The sequence below is a fragment of the Nocardia sp. NPDC057440 genome (genome assembly GCF_042802915.1).
In the GTDB taxonomy this organism is placed as follows: domain Bacteria; phylum Actinomycetota; class Actinomycetes; order Mycobacteriales; family Mycobacteriaceae; genus Nocardia.
The window spans coordinates 350,489-374,039 of the sequence record NZ_JBHVDF010000005.1; the positions used below are offsets into that span (position 1 = coordinate 350,489).

General features: G+C 67.4%; 18 protein-coding genes. 12 read left to right on the forward strand and 6 right to left on the reverse strand.

Features of this window, described 5'->3' with window-relative positions:
• Window positions 1-8 precede the first annotated feature (8 nt).
• From ACFU4Z_RS13100 to rraA, 4 genes are all read left to right on the forward strand, one after another.
• Window positions 9-467, forward strand: coding sequence for an SRPBCC family protein (locus tag ACFU4Z_RS13100; RefSeq protein WP_379062333.1), 459 nt, complete (start codon window positions 9-11; stop codon window positions 465-467).
• A 75-nt stretch (window positions 468-542) separates the two neighbouring features.
• A complete protein-coding gene (locus ACFU4Z_RS13105; protein WP_379062554.1) occupies window positions 543-923 on the forward strand; it encodes a DUF5313 family protein in 381 nt (126 codons plus the stop codon).
• A 61-nt stretch (window positions 924-984) separates the two neighbouring features.
• Window positions 985-1,350 (forward strand): DUF5313 family protein, encoded by a 366-nt coding sequence (locus ACFU4Z_RS13110; RefSeq protein ID WP_379062335.1) that lies wholly within the window; start codon window positions 985-987, stop codon window positions 1,348-1,350.
• 171 nt (window positions 1,351-1,521) lie between these two features.
• Window positions 1,522-2,010 (forward strand): ribonuclease E activity regulator RraA, encoded by a 489-nt coding sequence (gene rraA / locus ACFU4Z_RS13115; RefSeq protein ID WP_379062556.1) that lies wholly within the window; start codon window positions 1,522-1,524, stop codon window positions 2,008-2,010.
• 15 nt (window positions 2,011-2,025) lie between these two features.
• Here the strand turns inward: rraA and ACFU4Z_RS13120 are convergent, their stop codons facing one another.
• Entirely contained in the window at window positions 2,026-2,247 is a 222-nt protein-coding gene (locus tag ACFU4Z_RS13120) for an RNA-binding S4 domain-containing protein (protein WP_379062337.1), read from the reverse strand.
• A gap of 220 nt (window positions 2,248-2,467) precedes the next feature.
• Here ACFU4Z_RS13120 and lysX point away from each other — a divergent pair, with 220 nt between their 5' ends.
• The 4 genes from lysX to ACFU4Z_RS13140 all read left to right on the forward strand — a co-directional run bounded on the left by lysX (window position 2,468) and on the right by ACFU4Z_RS13140 (window position 7,545).
• Window positions 2,468-5,791 (forward strand): bifunctional lysylphosphatidylglycerol synthetase/lysine--tRNA ligase LysX, encoded by a 3,324-nt coding sequence (lysX, locus tag ACFU4Z_RS13125; protein WP_379062339.1) that lies wholly within the window; start codon window positions 2,468-2,470, stop codon window positions 5,789-5,791.
• A gap of 31 nt (window positions 5,792-5,822) precedes the next feature.
• The gene (locus tag ACFU4Z_RS13130) at window positions 5,823-6,101 is read left to right on the forward strand and encodes a hypothetical protein (protein WP_379062341.1); all 279 of its coding nucleotides are present in this window, start codon (window positions 5,823-5,825) and stop codon (window positions 6,099-6,101) included.
• Window positions 6,102-6,463: 362 nt separating this feature from the next.
• Complete coding sequence (locus ACFU4Z_RS13135) at window positions 6,464-7,081, forward strand: histidine phosphatase family protein (RefSeq protein WP_379062343.1); 618 nt, start codon at window positions 6,464-6,466, stop codon at window positions 7,079-7,081.
• A 122-nt stretch (window positions 7,082-7,203) separates the two neighbouring features.
• Complete coding sequence (locus tag ACFU4Z_RS13140; RefSeq protein WP_379062345.1) at window positions 7,204-7,545, forward strand: hypothetical protein; 342 nt, start codon at window positions 7,204-7,206, stop codon at window positions 7,543-7,545.
• A gap of 62 nt (window positions 7,546-7,607) precedes the next feature.
• Here ACFU4Z_RS13140 and ACFU4Z_RS13145 read toward each other — a convergent pair whose 3' ends face one another.
• The 4 genes from ACFU4Z_RS13145 to aroQ form a co-directional block, all read right to left on the reverse strand.
• Window positions 7,608-8,507, reverse strand: coding sequence for a cutinase family protein (locus ACFU4Z_RS13145; protein WP_379062347.1), 900 nt, complete (start codon window positions 8,505-8,507; stop codon window positions 7,608-7,610).
• 557 nt (window positions 8,508-9,064) lie between these two features.
• Window positions 9,065-10,534 (reverse strand): glutamate synthase subunit beta, encoded by a 1,470-nt coding sequence (locus ACFU4Z_RS13150; protein ID WP_379062349.1) that lies wholly within the window; start codon window positions 10,532-10,534, stop codon window positions 9,065-9,067.
• A complete protein-coding gene (gltB, locus tag ACFU4Z_RS13155; protein ID WP_379062351.1) occupies window positions 10,527-15,179 on the reverse strand; it encodes a glutamate synthase large subunit in 4,653 nt (1,550 codons plus the stop codon). Before gltB ends, ACFU4Z_RS13150 begins: the two co-directional genes overlap by 8 nt.
• A 759-nt stretch (window positions 15,180-15,938) precedes the next feature.
• The gene (aroQ, locus tag ACFU4Z_RS13160; protein ID WP_379062353.1) at window positions 15,939-16,556 is read right to left on the reverse strand and encodes a gamma subclass chorismate mutase AroQ; all 618 of its coding nucleotides are present in this window, start codon (window positions 16,554-16,556) and stop codon (window positions 15,939-15,941) included.
• A 334-nt stretch (window positions 16,557-16,890) separates the two neighbouring features.
• Between aroQ and ACFU4Z_RS13165 the strand changes: the two genes are divergently transcribed.
• Complete coding sequence (locus ACFU4Z_RS13165; protein ID WP_379062355.1) at window positions 16,891-18,684, forward strand: DUF4407 domain-containing protein; 1,794 nt, start codon at window positions 16,891-16,893, stop codon at window positions 18,682-18,684.
• A 509-nt stretch (window positions 18,685-19,193) separates the two neighbouring features.
• Here ACFU4Z_RS13165 and ACFU4Z_RS13170 read toward each other — a convergent pair.
• Window positions 19,194-20,747 (reverse strand): MFS transporter, encoded by a 1,554-nt coding sequence (locus tag ACFU4Z_RS13170; protein WP_379062357.1) that lies wholly within the window; start codon window positions 20,745-20,747, stop codon window positions 19,194-19,196.
• A gap of 84 nt (window positions 20,748-20,831) precedes the next feature.
• Here ACFU4Z_RS13170 and ACFU4Z_RS13175 point away from each other — a divergent pair, with 84 nt between their 5' ends.
• Genes ACFU4Z_RS13175 through ACFU4Z_RS13185 form a run of 3 tightly spaced genes read left to right on the forward strand, consistent with a single transcriptional unit; the run spans window position 20,832 to window position 23,377 of the window.
• Window positions 20,832-21,377, forward strand: coding sequence for a TetR/AcrR family transcriptional regulator (locus ACFU4Z_RS13175; protein ID WP_379062359.1), 546 nt, complete (start codon window positions 20,832-20,834; stop codon window positions 21,375-21,377).
• Between the two features lie 51 nt (window positions 21,378-21,428).
• Entirely contained in the window at window positions 21,429-22,295 is an 867-nt protein-coding gene (locus ACFU4Z_RS13180; RefSeq protein WP_379062361.1) for a hypothetical protein, read from the forward strand.
• Window positions 22,292-23,377 (forward strand): DUF4129 domain-containing protein, encoded by a 1,086-nt coding sequence (locus tag ACFU4Z_RS13185; protein ID WP_379062363.1) that lies wholly within the window; start codon window positions 22,292-22,294, stop codon window positions 23,375-23,377. The genes ACFU4Z_RS13180 and ACFU4Z_RS13185 overlap by 4 nt, the downstream gene beginning before the upstream one ends.
• Window positions 23,378-23,551 lie beyond the last annotated feature (174 nt).

Genomic DNA, 23,551 nt, shown 5'->3' on the forward strand with positions numbered 1-23,551 from the left:
GTGCTTTCATGACCGAAGTGAAAATCGTCGAGGACTGCACGGCGTCGGCCGAAACCGCTTTCGCCTATGTCAACGACTACCGCAATCTGCCGCGGTTCATCTCCGAGATCCACGAATTCACCCCGGTCACCGACCAGGTCGAGGGCGTCGGCGCGACCTTCGACGGCGTCATCAAGCTCGGACCCGCCACGCTGCATTCGCGCATCCAGGTCGTGCGCTGGGAAGAGCACGCCGCGATCGCGGTGAAGTCGATCAAGGGTTTCGAGATCGAATCCACCTTCCTGTTCCACGACAAGGGCCAGGCGACGTGCACCGTCGATGCGATCGTGGAGTACCGCGTCCCCGGCGGTCTGGCCGGACGCGTCCTCGGTAAGACCATCGAGCCGTTCGTGAAACTCGCCGTCAAGCACTCCACGCACAACCTGACCACCCAGATCGCCGAATTCCACGCGAGCAGGCAGAACTGAGTTCCGCGATGCCCGGCACCCGGCCCATCGGGTCGGGTGCACAACGTGTCCGGCCTGCTCACCACCGAGGATGCCATGGCTGAACGCACCACCCCGACCTTCCCGCAGCGGATCGGATACGTCTGCGGCCGAACGCTGCCCGCGTCGATGTCGGACTGGGTGCGCGACGATCTGACCGGGCCGGGGGCCGCGCGTCGCTATCTGACGCGGTTCCTGTTACCGGTGATTCCGGTGCTCATGCTGTTTCTTCTGGTACCGGGCCCGAAGTGGATGGGCTTGGCCATGATGGCGCTGTTGTATCTGCCGCTGATCTACTTCACGATCGCGCTGATGTATGTCTACCGGCGCAGCCGCCTGATCAAACACGGCCTCGATCCGAGCCTCGCCGACTCCGAGACCCGCCGCCGCGGCGCGGCCGAACGGCAGGCCTACGAACGCAGGCACGGGCGCGCCTGAAGTTTGCCGAGTTGCCACCGAAGGCTGGCGGTGACTTATACCACAGGCATAGCCTGGAGCTATGAAGACTCCCACGATACGGCAGCGGATCGCCTACGATCTGGGCCGCGAGCTCCCTGAGGAGCTGCACGAGTGGGTTATCCGCGACCTCGTCGGACACGGGGCCATGGAACGCTATCTCGTCCGGTTTCTCGGGCCGATCATCCCGTTCTTCGCCTTGGTGTTGCTGTTCCCCGGCCCGATGCCACTGAAGATCGGCCTCATCGTGATGATGATCGTTCCGCTGGTAATTTTCACGGTCGCACTCGGCTATGTGTGGCGGCGCTTCCGGCTGGTCCAGCACGGATTGAATCCCGAACTCGTGGATCACGGGAAGATCTCCGAGCATGATCGGGATCTCTACGAGCTGCGGCACGGGCACCGGTAACGGTCGAGCTAACCCGACCACCACGCGCGAGTCTTACGAGCGCCGGTGCGCGGCCCGGCTTGCGTCCTGGGCGAAAGCCCATGCGCCGGGAGGCGCGAGTCTCGGCCGCTCGAACGCGAGCCTCAGGGGGCCGCGAACACGCAACGCCGCAGGCGCTGCAAAAATAACCCAGTGACCGAATCGCAGAACGTTGTTGCCACCGCCGATCTCGCTGATGAAATCGGCCCCGAGATTCGCAGCTGCGACACGCAATTCATTCAGTTCGGTGGCCACGCCACATTCTCCGGGCGGATCACGACGATCCGCTGTTTCCAGGACAATCTGCTGGTCAAGCAAACGCTGAGCGAACCGGGCAATGGCGGCGTGCTCGTCGTCGACGGCGGCGCGAGTGTGCACACCGCGCTGGTCGGCGACATCATCGCCGGACGCGGCGTCGCCAACGGCTGGGCCGGTGTCATCGTCAACGGCGCGGTGCGTGATTCGGCGATCCTGCGCACGCTGGAGATCGGCATCAAGGCCCTCGGCACCAATCCGCGCAAGAGCACTCAGACCGGCAGCGGCGACCGGGACGTCCCGGTCGAGTTCGGCGGCATCACCTTCACACCGGGCGACATGCTCTACAGCGACCACGACGGCGTTGTGGTCCGCGCGGAAGACTGACCCGCCGGGAACCGATCAGTCGCCTGCCACGCGGGCTCTGTGACCGGCGATGGTGACCACGTCGCCGGGGTGCAGTTGGCGGCCACGACGCAGCTCGACCTCGTCGTTCACCCGGACCAGACCGGAGGCGATGACCGTCTTGGCCTCCGAACCGGACTCGATCAGGTTGGCCAGCTTCAGGAACTGGCCGAGTCGAATGACGTCGTCATCGATCGGCACATCGACTGGATCGGACATGGGTACATGCTTACCCTTCGACCCGGAACCACAAAACGCCAACCCCCTCGCGGTGTGAGCGACGGGACCGGAGGCGGTAGCGCAGCGTGACCACGGAGGTCCCCGCGAACACCGCCAATCGGGCACAGTGACGACTGACACGCACGTATAACGCGCCCATCACCGACATGCCCGGGCGATCTTGGAGCATCGATGCCGTGACACCGTACACACTGGTTCGGTGACCTCCACGCACGCCGAGCACCAGATAGAAACCGAGCCACCCGCGGGCAGACCCACCCCACCCGTGCCGCATCGCGGACACGGTCGGCTCAGGGAGGTCCCGCACATCGCGGGAATGATCCTCGGCGTCTTCGCCGTGCTGTGTTTCCTGTGGAGTCTGTCGCCGGCGATGCGCTATCTGACGCAAGTGCCGCGCCGCTACATCGACGCCTATTACTTCGACGCTCCCGACACGAACCTCATGTGGGCGCTCGTCGTCGGCCTGCTCGCGGGCGCGCTCGCCAGTCGCAAGCGCATCGCCTGGTGGTTGCTCGTCGGCTATCTCGCGCTGTACACGCTGTCCAATGTCATCGATTTCGTCAATGACGGCGAGATCGACGCCCTGGTGGCGATGGTGCTGCACGTGCTCGCGATCGGTGTGCTTTTCGCCGCCTGGCGCGAGTTCTACACCAAGGTGCGCCGCGGCGCGGGGCTCAAGGCGCTCGGCGTGCTGCTCAGTGGTCTTGCGATCGGCTGTCTGCTCGGCTGGGGTCTGGTGGAGCTATTCCCCGGTTCGCTGCCACCGGGCGCGCAGCGGCCCGCGTGGGCGGTCTATCGCGTGACCGCCGCGGTGCTCGTCGACAACGAACACTTCGACGGCCACCCGCGCCCGTTCGTCAACTTCCTGCTCGGTCTGTTCGGCGCGATCGCGCTGCTGGCCGCGGTGATCATCCTGCTGCGCTCCCAGCGCGCGGCGAACGCGATGACCGGCACCGATGAATCCGCGATCCGTGGACTGCTGGAGCGGTCCGATGTCGAGGATTCCCTCGGCTACTTCGCGACTCGCCGCGACAAGGCGGTGGTCTTCGCGCCGAGCGGCAAGGCCGCGGTCACCTATCGGGTGGAGCTCGGTGTCTGTCTGGCCAGCGGCGATCCGATCGGCGTCCGCGAGGCTTGGCCGCAGGCGATCGATGCCTGGCTGCAGCTCGCCGATCAATTCGGCTGGGCCCCGGCGGTCATGGGCGCCAGCGAATATGGCGCGACCGCGTACCGGAGGGCCGGGCTTTCCGCGCTGCGTCTCGGTGATGAAGCCATTCTCGACACCAGGACCTTCTCGCTGGCGGGTCCCGAGATGAAACAGGTCCGCCAGGCCGCGAATCGCCTGCGCAAGCACGGAATACATGTGCGGATTCGCCGGCAGCGCGAGATCGCGCCCGAGGAGATGAAGCAGGTGATCGCCCGCGCGGACACCTGGCGCGACACCGAGACCGAACGTGGTTTCTCGATGGCGCTCGGCAGGCTCGGCGATCGGCTCGACGGCGACTGTCTGCTGGTCGAGGCGGTCAACGGTCAGGATCGCGTACTCGGCATGCTGTCGCTGGTCCCGTGGGGGCGCTCCGGTGTCTCCCTGGAGCTGATGCGCCGCGACCCTCAAGGCCCCAACGGCGTGATGGAGCTGATGATCTCCCAGCTCGCGCTGACCTCCGAACAGCACGCCATTACCAAGGTCTCGCTCAACTTCGCGGTCTTCCGCTCGGTCTTCGAGGAGGGCGGGCGCATCGGCGCGGGGCCGATCCTGCGGCTGTGGCGCGGTGTGCTGCTGTTCTTTTCGCGATGGTGGCAGCTCGAGGCGCTGTACCGGTCGAATGTGAAGTACCAGCCGAACTGGGTGCCCCGGTTCTTCCTGTTCGAGGAGCGCAGGCAGCTGCCGCGCGTGGCGGTGGCCAGCGCACTGGCCGAGGGCTTCCTACCGCGGTTGGGCAAGGAACAGGACACCGTGACGCACACCGGCGTCTATAGCGCGGTGCCACCGGCAATGACTGGACTGCATCCCGACGGCAGCGCGCCGGACCTGGCGGACATCGAGATCGCGGAACCAGGCCATCGCCGTCCGGAGCAGGTGCGAGTGCGGATGGACAAGCTGGCCCGGCTCACCGACGCCGGGGTGGACGCCTATCCGGTCGCCTACCCGCCCACCCACACCGTCGCCGCCGCCCGCCGGTCGCCACGCGGTACCACCGTCCGGGTGTGCGGCAGGCTGCTGCGCATCCGCGACTATGGCGGCGTGATCTTCGCGGTGGTGCGCGACTGGACCGACGACATCCAGCTGGTCATCGATCGCGATCGGGTCGGGGCCGAACACAGCGCCGAGTTCACCGAATTCTTCGACCTCGGCGATCTGATCGAGATCAGCGGGCAGATCGGGCGCAGCCGTCGCGGTGAGCTCTCGCTGCTCGCCGCGGACTGGCGAATGATCGGCAAATGCTTGCATCCGTTGCCGGACAAGTGGAAAGGGCTCGCCGATCCCGAGGCGAAGGTGCGTCAGCGCTACGTCGATATGGCGATCAACCCGGAGGCCCGCGAGGTGCTCGCCAAGCGCAGCGCGGTGGTCCGATCGCTGCGGGATTCGTTGAACGGCTGGGGTTATCTCGAGGTGGAGACCCCGATCCTGCAGCAGGTGCACGGCGGTGCGAACGCCACGCCGTTCCTCACCCATATCAACGCCTACGACCTGGATCTCTACCTGCGGATCGCGCCCGAGCTCTATCTCAAGCGACTGTGCGTCGGCGGCATGGAGAAGGTGTTCGAGCTGGGCCGCACCTTCCGCAACGAGGGCGTCGACTTCAGCCACAATCCCGAGTTCACCATTCTCGAGGCCTACGAGGCACACAGCGACTACGAGCGGATGATGCACGTCTGCCGTCAGCTCATCCAGAACGCCGCCATGGCGGCCAATGGCGCGATGGTGGCGCTGCGGCCCAACCCGGACGGCTCGTTCGAGCAGGTGGATATCTCCGGTGAATGGCCGGTGAAAACCGTGCATGGCGCGGTGTCCGACGCGCTGGGCGCCGAGATCACCCCGGAGACGGACTTGGCGCAGCTGCGGGAGTTGTGCGAAAAGGCGCACGTGCCCTACCAGCACGGCTGGGACACCGGGCAGGTGGTGCTGGAGATGTACGAGCACCTGGTGGAGTCCACCACCGAGGAGCCGACCTTCTACATCAACTTCCCCACCTCGGTGTCCCCGTTGACCAGAGCGCACCGCAGCATTCCCGGGGTGACAGAGCGCTGGGACCTGGTGGCGTGGGGCGTCGAACTCGGTACCGCCTACAGCGAACTCACCGATCCGGTCGAGCAGCGCCGCAGGCTGACCGAGCAATCGATGCTCGCGGCCAACGGCGATCCGGAGGCGATGGAACTCGACGAGGACTTCCTGCAGGCGCTCGAGCACGCCATGCCGCCGACCGGCGGACTCGGGATGGGTGTGGACCGGATCGTCATGCTGATCACCGGTCGCAGCATCCGCGAAACCTTGCCCTTCCCGCTTGTGAAGCCGCGCTGAGCTTCACACGCGCCCAATGTGCCCGCTAATCTTGGACATTCGGCCCCGGGAGGAGGCCGCTACCGGAGAGATGGGGATGTATATGTACCTCGACCTGCTGACCAACGCGAGTCTGCTGGACCATACGGTGTGGGCGAGCCCGGACACCTGGGCCGCGGGCGACACGTGGACCCAGGCGCTGGATTACGCGGCCAAGAAAAAGAAGAAGAGCTACGGCGGACTGATCTTCGGTGGCATCTGCTGCCTGCTCGTCGTCGCGCTGATCATCGGCGGCATCTACCTGCTGAAGAACCGCAAGAATCAGAACTGACCGCACCGGCCGGTAGTCGGTACGGAGACGAAAGGGCCCGGGTCGCTCGCCGCGATCCGGGCCCTTCGTGGCTGTTCGGTTCGTCCGAACTGCTCAGATGGCGGTACGCGGCAGCCACATCGGCATCGAGGAGCAGTTCCGCAGCGCCGCGGGCACCGCTGGGCCTGCTCGAGTCCGCTCGACGGAGCCAGGCCCGCTTCCTCCGGCTCGATGCCCGACATCGCCAGGCTCGGGCGATGTCGCCGCCATCGAGCAGTTCGCGACATTCTTCGAGCTGCCCGCACGGCGCGCGAGGCCCGGTAGGCCGCACCCGGGATTGCCCGGCCTACGACCAGCGCAGCCGATACGGCAGAGTGGGCTGCGTGCAGTTGATTCTCGTCCGTCACGCCCAACCGCTTCGGGTCATGAACACCGACGGCCCGGCCGATCCCGAATTGGCCGCCGTAGGACTCGAACAGGCCGAGCGGGTGCCCGCGGCGCTGAGCCACCATCAGATCAGCCGCGTGGTGAGCAGCCCGCAGCGGCGCGCTCGCGACACGGCCGCGCCGACCGCCGCGAAGCTCGGCCTCGATGTCGACATCATGGACGGCCTCGCCGAATACGATCGCGACCTGCCCGCCTACATTCCGATCGAGGATGCCAAGATCGAGTTCCGGGCCGCCTACGAACGCATCAAGGCCGGTCAGCTGCCTGAGCAGGTCGACGCCGACGCCTTCCGCACCCGGGTGCGCGACGCCGTCCTCGAGATCGCCTCGGCCACTGATCCCGCCGACACGGTCGCGGTCTTCGCGCACGGCGGCGTGATCAATGTGATCCTGCAGGAAGTGCTCGACCTCGCACGGCCGCTGACCTTTCCGATCGACTACTGCTCGATCACCCGAATCCTGTATTCGCGCACCGGCCGCCGCACCGCCGCGACCGTCAACGAGAACGGTCATGTCTGGGATCTGCTGCCACGCAACATCGCTGCGCGGGACTGAGCGGCTCACAGTCACTCACAGGCGATTGCCAGTGCGATCGCACCAGCATCCCAGCGTCGGAACCTTCTATGGAACCGGTGAGCCGCCGCACCGCGACTCACGGTCCGAGAGAAAGGAATTCCGTGTTGCTCCCCAAGACACCGATCTCGTTCAGGCGTCGCCTCGCCCGAGTGGCGGTGGCCGGCGCGCTGGTCACCGTTCCACTCGCCACGCTGGCGGTCACCGCGTCCGCCGAGGCTCCAGACCCCGCCGTAGCCGCACAGGTTCAGGCGGTATCGGGCGAATCCGTACCGGAAGGAACGGAAATCAACGGCCCGCGCGGCAATCACGACTTCCCTGATCGACCGGGTCCGGACGGGCCGCGGGCGGAGTTCCGTGAACGCGGCGATCATCCCGGCCCCGGGAACGGGCCGCATCAGTTCAATCGTGTGCTGCCGCCGACTGGTTCGGCAGGTAGCAACTAGCGATCGACACACTGAAGGCCACCTCCGCGCGGGAGGTGGCCTTCAGTGTGTCGTGCGCGAGATCAGGCCATGCCCGCGATCCAGTTGTGCATCCAGGAGACGGCGGTCTGGCCGCCGCCCACCGAGTAGCTGCCGTACAGCGTGTGGGCCTGCGACTTGTAGAACTCCTCGAGCTCCTTGGCCCGCTGCTGGTTGGCGGAATCGGTGAGCTGCGACTGCAGCAGCGGCACACCGCCACGCGCCATCAGGTCGTTCATGATCGCGCCCGCTTCGAGCTGGTAGCGCCAGATGTTGGCCGGATTCGCGTCGGAGGTCTGGGCCAGCCAGCCCGCGAATCGGGTTACGAAGTCGTCGGAGGCGGTGGCGCAGTAGAGATCATCGGTCGCGCAGATGGTCCTGGTGCGATCGCTGACCCAGCCGAAGCCGCCGACGCGCGGACCGCCCGCGCCCGCGCCCGCGGCGGGCGGGCCGACCTGAACGTCGGTGGGCGAACGACGCGGGTCGGAGATGAGACCGACGCCCGCGATCCGGTCCGGGGACACAACGCCTAGGCCCGTGCCGATTTCGGCCGCGAGATCACCGGCAGCGTCCGCGCCCTGGCTATATCCGACAAGGGCGATCCTGGTGCCCGCGCAGCGCTGTCCCATCGCGCCGACGAGTCCGCGCGCCTTGTCGGTCGCTTCCTTCTTCGACGCGCCGTAGACATCGCCTTCCCACGGAAACGCGGTCGCGGCGTAGGTCACGTAGTCGACGTCGGTGGAACGCGGTAGCCCATTGGTGACACCGGACAGCATGCCGGGCTGAGGTTTCTTGTCGTGACCGGTCTCCCAGGTGCCGGGGATGGCAACGACGTACAGACTTGGGCACCCCGGATCGGCCGTTACCGAACCGCTACCGAAGACCAAACCAGACGTCATCGCCGCGCACGCACCGAGAGCCGCGGCAACTTTCTTCAACTGCATACTGCTCCAGTTCAACTTTTGCTCCCGAGGGAGCAAACTCCCGACAAGTTGTCACTACCTATGCTGACCTCGGCGGATGTCGTTCCAGTGCACATCGGGTGAACGAAAATCACCCGCCAGCATGACGTACGCTACGCAATCCACATCCCAAGATTCGAGGCACACCGAAGATCACAATAGGGCCACGGCCTCCTCGACGCCATTCGAATCAGCATGCATGTCCGATTCCCGCCCCATCGATTGGCACTGCCGGACGCAGTCCGTCGACAGCCGCGCCGGGCCGAGCGAAGGCGAGGCAGCCGCACCGTGCCGGGCCGAGCGAAGGCGAGGCAGCCGCGCCGCGCCGGGCCGAGCGAAGGCGAGGCAGCCGCGCCGCGCCGGGCCGAGCGAAGGCGAGGCAGCCGCATTTCGCCGCCGCCTGGTTCGCCCGCGCGGCATGGACAGTCACCGCGACGGCGTCAGCAAATCTCGAGCGCACGGTACCCGACGACAAAGGCGCCTGTGGATTTCGCAATCCACAGGCGCCTTCCGCTCCGGTAAGAAACGGGTCTATCTACTCAGCGCTGCGCGACCATCGTGGGGGTGATGGGCGCGGGCAGCGCGGTTTCGCCTTCCAGGAACTTGTCGACGGCGGCCGCGGCGGCGCGGCCTTCGGCGATCGCCCAGACGATCAGGGACTGGCCGCGGCCCATATCCCCCGCGACGAAGACGCCGGGGATGTTGGTCGCCCAGTTCTTGTCGCGCTGGACATTGCCGCGCTGGTCATAGCCGACGCCGAGACCTTCGAGCAGACCCGGCTTTTCGGGACCGGTGAAGCCCATGGCCAGCAGGACCAGGTCGGCCTCGAGGGTGAAGTCGGTGCCTTCGACCTTCTCGAAGCGGCCGTTGACCATCTTGACCTCATGGGCCTCCAGGCCGGTGACCTTGCCATCGGCGCCGACGAAACGCTCGGTGTTCACCGAGAACACCCGCTCGCCGCCCTCTTCGTGCGCCGAGGAAACCCGGTACATCAGCGGGTAGGTCGGCCACGGAGTGGACGAGGCCCGCTCCTCCGGTGGACGCGGCATGATCTCGAACTGGTGGATGCTGTCGGCGCCCTGCCGGTGCGAGGTGCCGAGGCAGTCGGCGCCGGTGTCACCGCCACCGATGATGATGACCTTCTTGCCCTTGGCGTGGATAGGCGGCAGACCGTCGACGTCGGTGACGTCGTCACCGAGCTGCACCCGGTTGGCCCACGGCAGGAATTCCATCGCCTGATGGATGCCGTCCAGATCGCGACCGGGAATCGGCAGGTCGCGCGCGAGCGTCGCGCCACCGGCGAGCACCACTGAGTCGAACCGCTCACGCAGCTGCTCGGCGGTGATGTCGACACCGACGTTCACACCGGTCTTGAAGATGGTGCCCTCGGCCTCCATCTGCGCGATCCGGCGGTCGATGAAGCGCTTCTCCATCTTGAATTCCGGGATGCCATAGCGCAGCAGACCGCCGATGCGGTCGGCCCGCTCGAACACGGTCACGGTGTGGCCCGCGCGGGTCAGCTGCTGCGCGGCGGCCAGACCGGCCGGACCGGAACCGATGACCGCGACCTTCTTGCCGGTGATGCGAGTCGGGTAGACCGGGGTCACCCAGCCCTCGTCGAAGGCGTTCTCGATGAGATCGATCTCGACCTGCTTGATCGTCACCGGGTCCTGGTTGATGCCGAGGACACAGGACGCCTCGCACGGCGCGGGGCACAACCGCCCGGTGAACTCCGGGAAGTTGTTGGTCGCGTGCAGCCGGTCGATGCCCTCACGCCACTGGCCCTTGTAGACCAGGTCGTTCCACTCCGGGATCAGGTTGCCCAGCGGACAGCCGTTGTGACAGAACGGAATACCACAATCCATGCACCGGCTGGCCTGACGCTGCAGGGTCTCCTTCGGGTACCCCTGCTCGTAGACCTCTTTCCAGTCCATCAGACGCAGCGGAACCGGACGACGCGTCGGCAGCTCCCGCTTGGTGTGCTTCAGAAATCCTTGCGGGTCAGCCACGTGCCGCCTCCATAATCGCCTCGTCGACATCCGTGCCGTTCTTCTCGGCCTCGGAAATCGCGAGCAGAACCTTCTTGTACTCCCGCGGCATGACCTTCACGAAGTGATTCACCTGCTGCGACCAATCGCTCAGAATGCGGTCGGCGACAGCGGAACCCGTCTGATCACGGTGCTGCGTGATGATGTCCCGCAGCCAGGTGAAATCGTCACCTGACAGTTGCTCGACGGCGTCGGCCTGCTCGGGGTTGAGCCTGGCCTCGAAGGTGCCGTTCGGGTTGTAGACGAACGCGACACCGCCGGACATACCTGCGCCGAAGTTGCGGCCGGTCTCACCGAGGATGACGACCCGGCCACCGGTCATGTACTCGCAGCCGTGGTCGCCCACACCCTCGACCACTGTGGTGGCGCCCGAGTTACGCACTGCGAACCGCTCGCCGACGACGCCGCGGATGAACGCCCTGCCGCTGGTCGCGCCGAACAGGATCACGTTGCCCGCGATGATGTTCTCTTCCGCGACGAACTCGGCCGGTGCGTTCAGGGATGGGCGGACCACCAGGTGGCCGCCGGAAAGTCCCTTGCCGACATAGTCGTTCGCGTCGCCGAGCACCCGCAGCGTGATGCCGGCGGGGACGAACGCGCCGAAACTGTTGCCCGCGGAGCCGGTGAAGGTGATGTCGATGGTGTCGTCGGGCAGGCCCGCGCCACCGTAGAGCTTGGTCACCTCGTGGCCGAGCATGGTGCCGACGGTGCGGTTCACGTTCGAGATCTTGGTTTCGAACTTCACCGCCTGACCGCGCTCGAGCGCATCGCGGCTCTGCGTGATGAGCTGCTGATCCAGCGCCCTGTCCAGACCGTGGTCCTGCGTCTTGGTGCAGCGACGGTCCTGGCGCATGAACGCCGTCTCGACGTCGTCGAGGATCGGCGACAGGTCGAGCTTGCTGGCCTTGAAGTGCTGCTTGGCCTTGGTGGTGTCGAGCATGTCGACCCGGCCGATGGCCTCGTCCAGCGTGCGGAAGCCCAGCTGCGCCAGCAGTTCCCGAACCTCTTCGGCGATGAACAGCATGAAGTTCTCGACGAACTCCGGCTTGCCGGTGAAGCGCTCGCGCAGCACCGGGTTCTGCGTCGCGACACCCACCGGGCAGGTGTCGAGATGGCAGACCCGCATCATGATGCAGCCCGAGACCACCAAAGGCGCAGTGGCGAAACCGAATTCCTCGGCGCCGAGCAGCGCGGCGATCATCACGTCGCGGCCGGTCTTCATCTGGCCGTCGACCTGCACGACGATGCGGTCGCGAAGTCCGTTGAGCAGCAATGTCTGCTGGGTCTCGGCCAGGCCGAGTTCCCACGGACCACCCGCGTGCTTGAGCGAGGTCAGCGGCGAAGCGCCGGTGCCGCCGTCGTGGCCGGAGATCAGCACCACGTCCGCGTGTGCCTTCGACACACCGGCCGCGACCGTGCCGACGCCAGGCTCCGCAACAAGTTTCACGTGAATCCGCGCCTGCGGGTTCGCGTTCTTCAGGTCGTGGATCAGCTGCGCCAAGTCCTCGATCGAGTAGATGTCGTGGTGCGGCGGCGGCGAGATCAGGCCGACGCCGGGCGTCGAGTGCCGTACCTCGGCCACCCATGGGTACACCTTGTGCGCCGGAAGCTGGCCGCCCTCACCGGGCTTCGCGCCCTGCGCCATCTTGATCTGGATGTCGGTGCAGTTGGTCAGGTAGTGCGCGGTGACGCCGAAGCGGCCCGACGCCACCTGCTTGATCGCACTGCGCCGCCAGTCGCCGTTCTCCTCGGGCTCGAAGCGGGACGGGCTTTCGCCGCCCTCACCCGAGTTCGAGCGTCCGCCGAGGCGGTTCATCGCGATCGCCAGGGTCTCGTGCGCCTCCGAGGAGATGGAGCCGTAGCTCATCGCACCGGTGGAGAACCGCTTGACGATCTCGCTGGCGGGCTCGACCTCGTCGATCGAGATCGCGGCCCGGTTGGTGGTGTTGAACTTGAACAGGCCGCGCAGCGAGGCGAGCTGCTCGGACTGGTCGTCGACCAGCTTGGTGTACTCCTTGAAGATCGAGTACTGACCGGTGCGGGTCGCGTGCTGCAGCTTGAACACGGTGTCCGGATTGAACAGGTGGTATTCGCCCTCGCGCCGCCACTGGTATTCACCGCCCACCTCGAGCTCGCGGTGCGCGCGCTCGTTGCGGTTCTCCAGGAACGCGACGGTGTGGCGGGCGGCCACATCGGTGGCGATCTCGTCGAGCCCGATGCCGTCGAGATGCGAACGCAGACCGGTGAAGTACTCGTCCACCAGCTCCTGCGACAGGCCGATGACCTGGAACAGCTGCGCGCCGGTGTACGAGGCCAGGGTGGAGATGCCCATCTTGGACATCACCTTCAGCACACCCTTGCTCGCGGCCTTGTTGTAGTTCGCGACCGCCTTGCGGTAGTCGGCGGCCAGATCACCGGTGCTGCCGGGGACCTGGAGCGCGCCGCGCTCGAGCATGTCCTCGATGGTCTCGAAGGCCATGTACGGGTTGATCGCGCCAGCACCGAAGCCGACGAGCATGGCCATGTGGTGCACCTCGCGGGCGTCACCGGCCTCGACGACGAGACCGACCATGGTGCGGGTGCGCTCGCGGACCAGGTGGTGGTGCACCGACGAGGTCAGCAGCAGCGACGGAATCGGCGCCAGCTTCTCGTTGGACTCACGGTCGGACAGCACGATGATCCGCGCGCCGCCGTCGATGGCGGCCGACACCTGGGTGTTGATCGCCTCGAGCGCCTTGCGCAGGCCTTTGCCGCCCTTCTGGACCTGGTACAGGCCGCGCACGACCACCGAACGCAGCTCGGGCTGCGAACCGTCGTCGTTGATGTGCACGAGCTTGGCCAGCTCGTCGTTGTCCAGGATCGGCGACGCCACGGTGATCTGGTGGCAGGACTCCGGTCCCGGATTCAGCAGATCGGCTTCCGGGCCGATGGCCCGGCGCAGGCTGGTGACGACTTCCTCGCGGATCGCGTCCAGCGGCGGGTTGGTGACCTGCGCGAACAGCTGCGAGAAGTAGTCGAACAGCAGTCGCGGCCGCGACGAGAGCACCGCGATCGGGGTGTCGGTGCCCATCGAGCCGAGCGCCTCGAGACCGGTCTTCGCCATCGGCGAGATCAGCAGGTTCAGCTCTTCGTTGGTGTATCCGAAAATCTGCTGCCGGATCAGCACGCGGTCGTGCGACATGTGCACGTGCGGGCGGTCGGGCAGGTCGGCGAGCTTGGTCACGCCCGCGTCGAGCCACTGCTGGTACGGGTACTCGGCGGCCAGCTGCGACTTGAGCTCCTCGTCGCCGACGATGCGGCCCTGCGAGGTGTCGACAAGGAACATGCGGCCGGGCTGCAGCCGGACCTTCTTGACCACCTTCGCCGGATCGATGTCGAGGACGCCGACCTCGGAGGCCATCACGACGAGGCCGTCGTCGGTGACCCAGATGCGGCTGGGGCGCAGGCCGTTGCGGTCGAGCACGGCGCCGACGACGGTGCCGTCGGAGAAGCACACCGATGCGGGGCCGTCCCACGGCTCCATCAGCATCGAGTGGTAGCGGTAGAAGGCCCGGCGCTGCGGGTCCATCGTCTCGTTGCGTTCCCAGGCTTCGGGAATCATCATCAAGACCGCGTGGGGCAGGCTGCGGCCGCCGAGGTGCAGCAGTTCCAGCACCTCGTCGAAGCGGGCCGTATCGCTGGCCCCGGGCGTACAGACCGGGAAGATCTTGTCGAGCCGGTTGTTGCCCGCCTCGTTGGTGCCGAACACGTCGGAGCGCAGCAGCGCCTCGCGCGCCCGCATCCAGTTCTCGTTACCGGTGACGGTGTTGATCTCACCGTTGTGCGCGACCCGGCGGAACGGGTGCGCCAGCGGCCACGAGGGGAAGGTGTTGGTGGAGAACCTGGAGTGCACGATGCCGAGGGCCGACTCCATCCGGTCGTCCTGCAGGTCCAGGTAGAAGGCGCGCAGCTGCGGCGTGGTGAACATGCCCTTGTAGACGAAGGTCTGACCGGACAGGCTCGGGAAGTACACCGACTCCTTGCCGACCGCGCCTTCGCCCGCACCCGCCTTGCCGAGCTCGTGCTCGACCCGCTTGCGCACGACGTACGCGCGGCGTTCGAGGTCCATGCCCGACAACTGCTCGGCCGCACCCCGCGGAGAGCCGATGAAGATCTGCCGGAAGGTGGGCATGGCGTCGCGGGCCAGGGCGCCGAGGGTGGAGTCGTCGGTGGGCACGTCGCGCCAGCCGAGGACCGCGAGGCCCTCGGACTCGACGATCCGCTCCAGGCCGTAGGCGGCCTTGGTCGCCTCACGGCGGGCCTGCGGCAGGAAGGCGATACCGGTGGCGTAGGAGCCCTCCGGCGGCAACTCGAAATCGACCACAGCCCGGAAGAACCGGTCCGGAATCTGGATCAGGATGCCTGCACCGTCACCACTATTGGGTTCGGCGCCTGCGGCACCACGGTGCTCCAGGTTCAACAGAGCCGTAATAGCCTTGTCGACGATGTCGCGGCTGCGGCGGCCGTACATGTCGACGACGAATGCGACACCACAGGCGTCGTGTTCGTTCGCCGGGTCATAGAGCCCGATGGGTCCAGGGGACCTGTGGCCAGGAAGTTGCGTCATGCCTCTGCCTTCAAGAAAGTCGGCCTCGATGAGGTTGGCCTGCGTGGAAAAACGGCCTTTCGTCGAATGCCTCCGTCAAGACTGCGCCCGTACGTTCCGGATCCAGCCGCGCTGATGGTCCGGCGTGCAGTCACGTCTCCAGTTGTCCACCCGCTGGTGTTACGTAGTGGGTGCTCGGCGGTAACGGAACACTGACGAGTTCCTTACCTCCGTGCGGGTGCTCGCCCGCTAGGGTGAGCACCGGCGTGAGGTGCCCGAGCGGGCAATCGTGGCCGAACATTCTGTGTTCGGCGTAAGAGCAAACGATAAGTCAGGTCCAGGGCCCAACCAACTAAGGTTGCACTAATAACCAGGTCTAGCTGGGCTTCTTCGTGACGGTCCTCCACGTGTGCGCGTTGTCCAGTGTAAAGCAGCGGACCTGGCGGGATCGATCCCCTGGCACCGAGTGCCAGCCAATGACACCAGGTGGGTCAGACCTGGCACATAGCGCGAATAGCGCCACCAGAACCGGCCCCCACCTGCATCGAAGATGATTTCCCCTGCTCCGCGGCGGGCAAACCACCTTGCCGGCGGCTAACTCGACAAGTAGCCCGGTGAGATATTTCCGACAGGGTCGTGACGAGCACAAAACCCGATCCGACCGTCCGGACTCTTTTGCCTTTTGTGGTTTTCAGCACATTTCCAGCAATCATTCTTGAAGTGCTTCTCACCACACGGCGACACCGAAACATCTGCGCGCCACCGGAACCCGTTTGCGGGCTACGGCGCGCAGAGGGCGGTGACGGCGCGAATCAGGGCGGCCTGGTGCAGCGCATCGGCACGCCCCGAGGTCAGGACACCGAAAACGCCGGGGGCAAGCCTTTCCACGCAGTCGGGCGCGGCCAGTTCGGCGCGCTGTGCGGCCAACTGCTCGACGATGTCGACGTTCAGCCGATCGATCCGCGGGCGCACCTTCGACAGATCCGGTGCGGCCGCGGGCGCCGCCGCAGGATCGAATCGCCAGCGTGCGACCAGACCGCGCTGGACGATCTTGCTCGCCTCGATCTGACCGGAAAACACCTGCCTGATCCAGTTTTCGGGTAGGTCGAGCCCAGCGCCGAGGTGGGCCATATCGTCGTAGACCTGGGCCTCACGGCCGGGATCATCGATCGACGGCTCGGTGCCGAGCTGCTGCGCTGTCGCCCACTTCGCCCCGGCGACCGCGTCGGCGGTGTCGAGCCGATCGGCCACCAACTCGACAAGCCCGTGCAGTGACGCGGTGCGCGGCTCGGCGGGCGATGCCAGAGCACCGGCGGAAACCAGCACAGCCAGCGCCACTGACAGCAGGACCAGCAGGCCACCGCCCAGTCCCGACCTCCACGCCCGGAAACCAATCACGCGTGCCAGGTTAGGCGGCCACGCCTCGCCCAGCCCGGCGCGACTGGCGATGGACTGCCGTCCCGCAGTGCCGACAAGCGGCTGCCTCGCCTCGCTCAGCCCGGAGCGGCTAGCGGCAGACTTCCGTCGACAGCGCCGACAAGCGGCCGCCTCTGAGCCGGGAGCATTTCCGCTCGTGGGGAGGCATCCAGCAACCCAATCTTTGTGAACCTGAACACATCCACTGGGACGTGCTCGGTGTGTCGGGCCGTGGCCTGTCACGCTGTGACAACGAATCTGTGACAGTTTCGCCAAGCTGGCCACACTGACTGGGACGTAGAGGATGTGAGATCCCATGACGGTCACCGGCATGTTCGCCTGGCTCGGCGGAGGTCTCGAGCGGACGCAGGGTGCGACAGCACCCGGCACCGAACTCAATGACCGGCACGAGCACGCGAGTTACGCCGTCACCGGTGCCGTCGTGCTGCTGTTCGCGACGGTGTCCGGCGCGATAACGACGCTCGCTCTCGCCGCGGCCGACACCTGGCCGTTGCTCGCCATCGTTGCCGCGGCCCTCGTTACCGCGCTGCTGGCAGGCGCGGTCGCTCGGGCGCTGGCCACCCCGCGCCCCGGCGGTACGCCGGACCGGCTCGGGATGATCGCCCGGATAGCCGTGGCGGTATTGGTCGGCGGGTTGGTCGCCGAGCTGGCCGCGGTCGTCGTATTCGGTGGTTCGGTCGACCGGCTCTTGGATGAGAAGGCCCAGCGCTCGGTCGCCTCGGCTCCCGCGGTGGTGGCCGCCAACGCCGAGCTGGACCGCGCCCGCGCCGATCGGACCTCGCTGGATCAGGCGATCGCCACAGCGCAAACCGACATCGATCGCGCTCTTGTCATCGCGCGGTGTGAATTCAACCCGAGCCCGGAGTGCCCGCAGACCCGCATCACCGGGGTGCCCGGCCGCGGACCCGAAGCACAGACCGCCAACGAGATGCTCGCGGATGCGCGCAAGCAACTGGCCGCGGCACAGGACCGGGCGCCCGGGTTCGACCAGCGCATCGCCGACGACCAGAAGACCGTCCGCGCGGCCGAATCCACCGCGTTCGCCGACGCCGACCGCGGCCTCGGCGCGCGCTGGCAGGCCATGAACGAATACACCGGCCACAACGCGGGCGCGCTGCCGCTTCGCGTGCTGACGATCGTGGCCTTGATCTTCCTGGCCTTGCTGCCGCTGATCCTTCGGTGGTGGCGCGGCGAAACCTCCTTCGACCGCCGACTGGCCGCCCATACCATGCAGGACCGCGCCGAGCGCACCGCCGACGCCGTGATCGCCGTCAAACGCGCCGAGGTGCGGACCGAGGCAGCCGCCCTGCGCGCCGAACACGAACTCACCGCGGCGCGACTGGCCGTCGAAGCGGACGCCGCGATCGATCGGGAACGCCAGCGCACCCGCATCATCGCCGCTATCGGCGGGCTCGAGCTCGGCATCACCGAGCCGCCGCGCCGCCGCGAACTACCAGCCGCACCGGCTGGCGACCGAGAGGACACCTCCGTGTCTCACACGACACCGAACCTGCCCGCCACCGTCACAGCGGCCGCACTCGCACCGGCGACCACCGCGAACGCATCGACACCCGCCGTCGCGGCCCCCACGCCGACCACGCCCAAGAGCGACGGCCTCGAACTCCCCATCATCGGCATGGTGCCCTTCTCCGACACGGCGGCCCGTTTCATCCGCCCGCTCGTCCCCTCCTTCGTCGCGAACGCGCTCGACTCCGCGACCCATCCGCTGCGCACTGCCCGCCAAGCCTTCGAAGAGGTCGAGGAAATCACCTTCACCCTCCGCCGCACCAGGAAGGTCACCGTCGACTCCCAGGACTCGCACGCACCAGCGATGCCCGCCGCCCCCGGCGGCTACCAACTGCCCCCTGGTTCACCCCAGTGGCAGGCCCAGCACATCGCCTCCACCGTCGTCGACGCGGACTACCAGCAGCAGTACGCGCCCCCGACCGACCCGCGCTACTCCGCACTGCCACCCACCGGCGCGTACGGCTACGGCCTGCCCGCAGCGCACCCCCACGGCGAGCTGCCCGCACAACACATCCCCGAACTCCCCACTCGTCCCCAACGCGAACTCCCACCCGGCCACTGACCCCACGCCGCTCGGTGCACTAGTGCGCCGAAACCGGGTGGCGTGCCCCGGCTCGACGAGCAAACTCACGTTCCAGCGGTGTTCCGGGCAGTGCTGGTAAACCGTTGGCCGCCGGCAAACTGGACAACCCGGTGCTGCTGAGGCCACAGGTTGAGCCCACCTCCCCACCCGCGCGCAGTGGTCGCGGTGGGCTCAGCGGGTTCTGGTGCCGTCCGGAGCTGGACAAGCCGCGCCCAAGGGTTCCCGGTGGAATCTCAGCGACACGAAAGATCTGCGAGCAGCTTTCGCCACAGGCTCCGGGCCGTCGAACGCAATCTCACGCTCGGCAGGGTCATCCTGGACGTGATCACCGAGGTCGGTGCGGCCACCGCTGGCGAGGTGAAGTAGCCGATGCACCTCGGAGATTGCGGCACCGATCGTGGCCGAGGGGTCGGCCGCCACCCCGCGCTCACACCGGACCCGAGCGCCACCGAAGCCGGGCGCCTGCCCGACTATGGTGTGCGGCGCGCCTACGATCGAGCCGTCCGTAGCCGGAACGCCACCAACGCGGCGAGGAGCATCACCGCCGAGGTGCCGATGGCCGCGATGTGGATGCCCGAGACGAATGCCTCGTGCACCGAGGTCAGGAACTCGGCAGCGAGGGATTCCGGTAGTCCGCGCGCGACTTCTGTTGCACCGCCAAGGGATTCGGATGCGGTTGCCGCATGCTCGGCAGGGATCCGCGACAGGTCGAGGCCGTTGCGGAATACCGCCATGACCACGCTGCCGAGCACCGCGACACCCAGCGCGATGCCGGTCTCGTACGCCGTTTCCGAGACCGCCGCCGCCGCACCGGCGCGCGCCGCGGGCGCGGAGCTGACCACCAGATCCGACGAGATCGTCAGCGAGACACCGACACCGGCGCCGGTGAACAGGAAGGCGACGATGAATGTCACGTTGCTCGTCGCATCGGCACCGAGTAGCAGGAACAGTGCCGAACCGATCGCCGCAACCAGCAGCGAACCACTGAGCACGAGGCCGGGCCGTAGATAACGCACCAACCACGCGGACGCGAGCGCCGCGATCACGTTGGCCGCCAGACCGGGCAATAGCAGCAGCCCCGCCTCCAACGGCGAGTGGCCGAGCACGAGTTGCAGGTACTGCGAAGCGAAGAACAGCTCGCCGGCCAGCGCGAACACCGAAAGCAGGCTGGTGAGCACCGCGATGCGAAACCTCGGCACTGCGAACAGCTTCAGATCGATCATCGGGTGCTCGAGACCGCGCTGCCGATGCACGAACAGCACACCGGCGAGCACGCCGATCGCACCGATGCCGACCATTCCCAGGCTGGGACCGTGGGCAGCGCTCTCCTTGACCGCGTACACCACCGGCACCAGGGCCAGCATGGACAGCGCGGCACTCGGCAGGTCGAACCGGCCGGGATTCGGATCACGGGATTCCGGAATGAGAACCGGGCCGAGCACCAGCAGTGCCAACATGACCGGCAGGTTCACCAGGAACACCGAGCCCCACCAGTAGTGCTCGAGCAGCCAGCCGCCCAGTAGCGGACCCGCCGCCGCGCCACCGCCCGCCATCGCACTCCAGACCGCGATGGCGACCGTGCGCTGGCGCGGATCAAGGAACATCGAGCGGATCAAGCCCAGCGTCGCGGGCATCAGGGTCGCGCCGGCGACACCTTGCAGCACGCGGGCGGCGATGAGCATCTCGGGCGAAACCGACCACGCCGCGATCGCCGACGCGACCGCGAAGCCGACGCCACCCATCAGCAGCAGCCTGCGCCGCCCGATCCGGTCGCCGAGGTTGCCCATCACCACCAGCAGACCAGCGAGGACGAACGAATACACGTCGATGATCCACAGCAGCTGCGGTGTGGTCGGCGTCAGATCGGCGCTGATCGCGGGCACCGCGAGGTCGAGCACCGTGGCGTCGACGGCGAGGAGCAGCAGCGCGAGTGCGAGCACGGCGAGACCGGCCCAGTCGCGGGTGGTGGCGCGAGGCGGGGAGGTGGTCCCCGTCGCCGTCCCGACATCGTCGCGGGCGCCCTTCGTGGTCTGTGTGCTCATCGACTTTCCCGACTCTCGTCGCAGTTTTACCGTCCAGACGGTACAGTAAATTCGCATTACCGTCCAGCCGGTATAGTCACCCGGGTGACGGCAACCACCCGCGACCGCATCCTGGACGCGCTCGAAACTCTGCTGCTGGAAAAAGGCATGTCCCAGGTGACGCTGGAGAGCGTCGCCGCGACCGCAGGCGTCTCCAAAGGCGGCCTGCTCTATCACTTCAAGAGCAAGGACGCCCTGCTCGCCGGCCTGGTCAGACGCCTCAGCGAACGCGCGGAACAGCACCTGGGCGACGCCGTCGCGCACGGCACCTCGGTCGCCGAGTGGTACCTGCAGACCCCGAACCCCGACGACGCCGCGGAAGCGGTGGAACTCGAGGTCTACCGGTCCATGCTCGCGACCATGCGCACGATCGATGCCAGCTCCGGCCCGGACACCGGCGAAGTGCAGCAGGCGCTCACCGACATGCTGAACGCCTGGTCGACGGGCCTCGACGAGGAAATCGACGACCCGGTGCGCGCCGACATCGTCCGGCTGGTCGGCGACGGGGTGTACCTGCGGGCTCTGCTCGGTTTGCCACCCATCGAGCCGCAGCGGTACCGGGCCGTCGTGGATCGCCTCCTCGAACGCTGAGCCCCGCTCCGCTACCGGCGAAGCCGCCCGGCACGCTCTAGACTCGGCCCCGTGCAACCAGCCGCCGAGCAGGCCGGTGCCGTCGGGGCGGGAGATCATCCATCACCAGGGTCACCTGGGCCGACGGTGCCGATCCGTCCACTGCGCTTTCGTGAACTGCTCGACGAGCCGTTCGCGCTGATCCAGGCGAACATCGTCGTGCTGGCCTGCTCGACCGTGGTCGGAGTGGTCGTCGCCGAGCTGATCGTCGTCGCGATCACCGCAGGCGTGTCGCACCTGACGCACGGCTCCGACCAGGGCACCCGATGGGCCGCGATCCTGTCGACGGCGGCCTGTGCCTGGTTGCTGCGATGCGTGCTGCGCGGGCTGACCGCCGCCATCGGGCTCGCCAGTGTCGCCGGGTCCCCGATCGGGTGGCGCACCGCGCTGCGCAGGACGGCGACCGCGGGCCCGGCCCTGCTGGTATTCCACGTGCTGTTCACGCTGGTCGGAGTGAGTGTGCTGGCGTTGGGCAGCATTCTTGTCGTCACCTTCCCGCTCGGGCTGCTGTGGCTCGGCTATCTGCGGGCCCAGCGGTTCGTCGCGGTGCCGGTGATATTCGTCGAGCGGGCCTCGCATGCCACGGCGGTGGCGCGCTCGCGACTGCTCGTCGCAGGAGCGGAGTGGCCGACGGTGGGGCTGTGGCTGTGCCAGCGCGGCCTGACGGTGCTGCTGGCCGTCCCGCTGCTCGGCATCCCGCGGTTGATCTCGGATTTCTCGGGCACGCACCGCTGGCAGGTCATCGTGCTCACCACCTCGGCGGTGCTATTGATCGTCGCCTTCGGTGAGGTCGTCGAGGCGGCGACGCGCGTGGTGTCGTATGTGGATCGGCGTTGTCGCCGTGAGGGACTCGATATTCGGGTGCCGGAGGCACAATGACCGACGCCGAGCACCCGACCGACAACGTCACACCCGAGACCTGGCCTCCGGTGCGCGAGCCCGCTGCCCCACCGGCGCCTCGGCTCGGCGCGGCCGCGCATCATCGCGCCGCCGCCGAGTCCGCCGCCGAACACCGTGACTTCGATGCCGCGCTGCGCGAACGCTTCCGCGCCGTGCTACGCGGGCTCGAGCAGGGTGGCCTGCTGGAGGTGCGCCGCTCGCGCACCGCACGGGAAACCGCCGACGACGCCACCACCGTGCTACCACTCGAGGCCGCGACCGAACTCCATCCCGCCGCATACAGTTTCGACGAAATCGTCTACGGCGGCAGGCACGCGACCGAAGATGAATACCGCAGCCTCGAATACGCCGACCGCTACTCCGGCGCCGCGCCGCCGCCCGCACCGGAACCCGCCGAAGTGGCGGTCACCGAAAAACCGCCGCGCACGCGCAGGCAACGCCCCCCACTGCCGGAGCTGCTACGCAGCCCGAGGTTCTGGGTCGGTCTAGCGGGCGTGGTCGTGCTCCTGCTGCTGCTCTACGCGATGCTGAACGCCTGCGGTGCGCCGGACACCCCGACACCGCGGAAACCACCGCGGATGCCGCCGCCGACGCACTACCCCGACAGCCCCGACATCGACGCACCCGGTGCCGGAGCAGGCCAGGATTCCATCTTCAGCCGGCTACCCGGACCGGTCGCCTTCGGCGGACTCCAGTTCCTGATCGCCGCAGCGCTCGTGGTGTGGTGGCGGGCCCGCCGCCGCGGCGCGCTCGTCGGTGAGCCGCGGCCGGTCGAAGTCGCGGCGAACGAACTGCTCGCCGGACAGGCCGCGCTGTATCGCCGATCCAAGGACTACGAACATGTCGCGTCGAAGCTGCGCGCGGCGACACTGCGCCGCATCCGCCCGCACCTCGGCGTCACCGCCGAAACCGCTCCGGACCGGCTGATCGCCGTAGTCAGCGCGCGCACCGGCGCAGACCCGAACACGGTCGGCTCGACCCTGTACGGTCCGGTGCCCGACACCGACACCTTGCATCTCGTTGCCGCACAACTCGAATGGATCGAGGCGGAGGTCGGATGAGGCATCATCACCCAGCGCCCATCCACGCGGCCGGGTTACGGAATCACCCACACGACACCGGAGGGTGGACGAGACATCACCACCCAGCGCCCATCCACGTAGTCGGGTTGCGCGATCGCCCGCACGACCCCGGAGGGCGGACGAGACATCACCACCCAGCGCCCATCCACGCGG

Bases quoted from the DNA above. Each gene is read 5' to 3' on its own strand.
- ACFU4Z_RS13170 (WP_379062357.1), bottom strand. From the start codon at position 20,747: ATGAGCACACAGACCACGAAGGGCGCCCGCGACGATGTCGGGACGGCG.
- ACFU4Z_RS13110 (WP_379062335.1), top strand. From the start codon at position 985: ATGAAGACTCCCACGATACGGCAGCGGATCGCCTACGATCTGGGCCGC.
- ACFU4Z_RS13105 (WP_379062554.1), top strand. From the start codon at position 543: ATGGCTGAACGCACCACCCCGACCTTCCCGCAGCGGATCGGATACGTC.
- ACFU4Z_RS13100 (WP_379062333.1), top strand. From the start codon at position 9: ATGACCGAAGTGAAAATCGTCGAGGACTGCACGGCGTCGGCCGAAACC.
- ACFU4Z_RS13120 (WP_379062337.1), bottom strand. From the start codon at position 2,247: ATGTCCGATCCAGTCGATGTGCCGATCGATGACGACGTCATTCGACTC.
- ACFU4Z_RS13145 (WP_379062347.1), bottom strand. From the start codon at position 8,507: ATGCAGTTGAAGAAAGTTGCCGCGGCTCTCGGTGCGTGCGCGGCGATG.
- ACFU4Z_RS13165 (WP_379062355.1), top strand. From the start codon at position 16,891: ATGACGGTCACCGGCATGTTCGCCTGGCTCGGCGGAGGTCTCGAGCGG.
- ACFU4Z_RS13185 (WP_379062363.1), top strand. From the start codon at position 22,292: ATGACCGACGCCGAGCACCCGACCGACAACGTCACACCCGAGACCTGG.
- gltB (WP_379062351.1), bottom strand. From the start codon at position 15,179: ATGACGCAACTTCCTGGCCACAGGTCCCCTGGACCCATCGGGCTCTAT.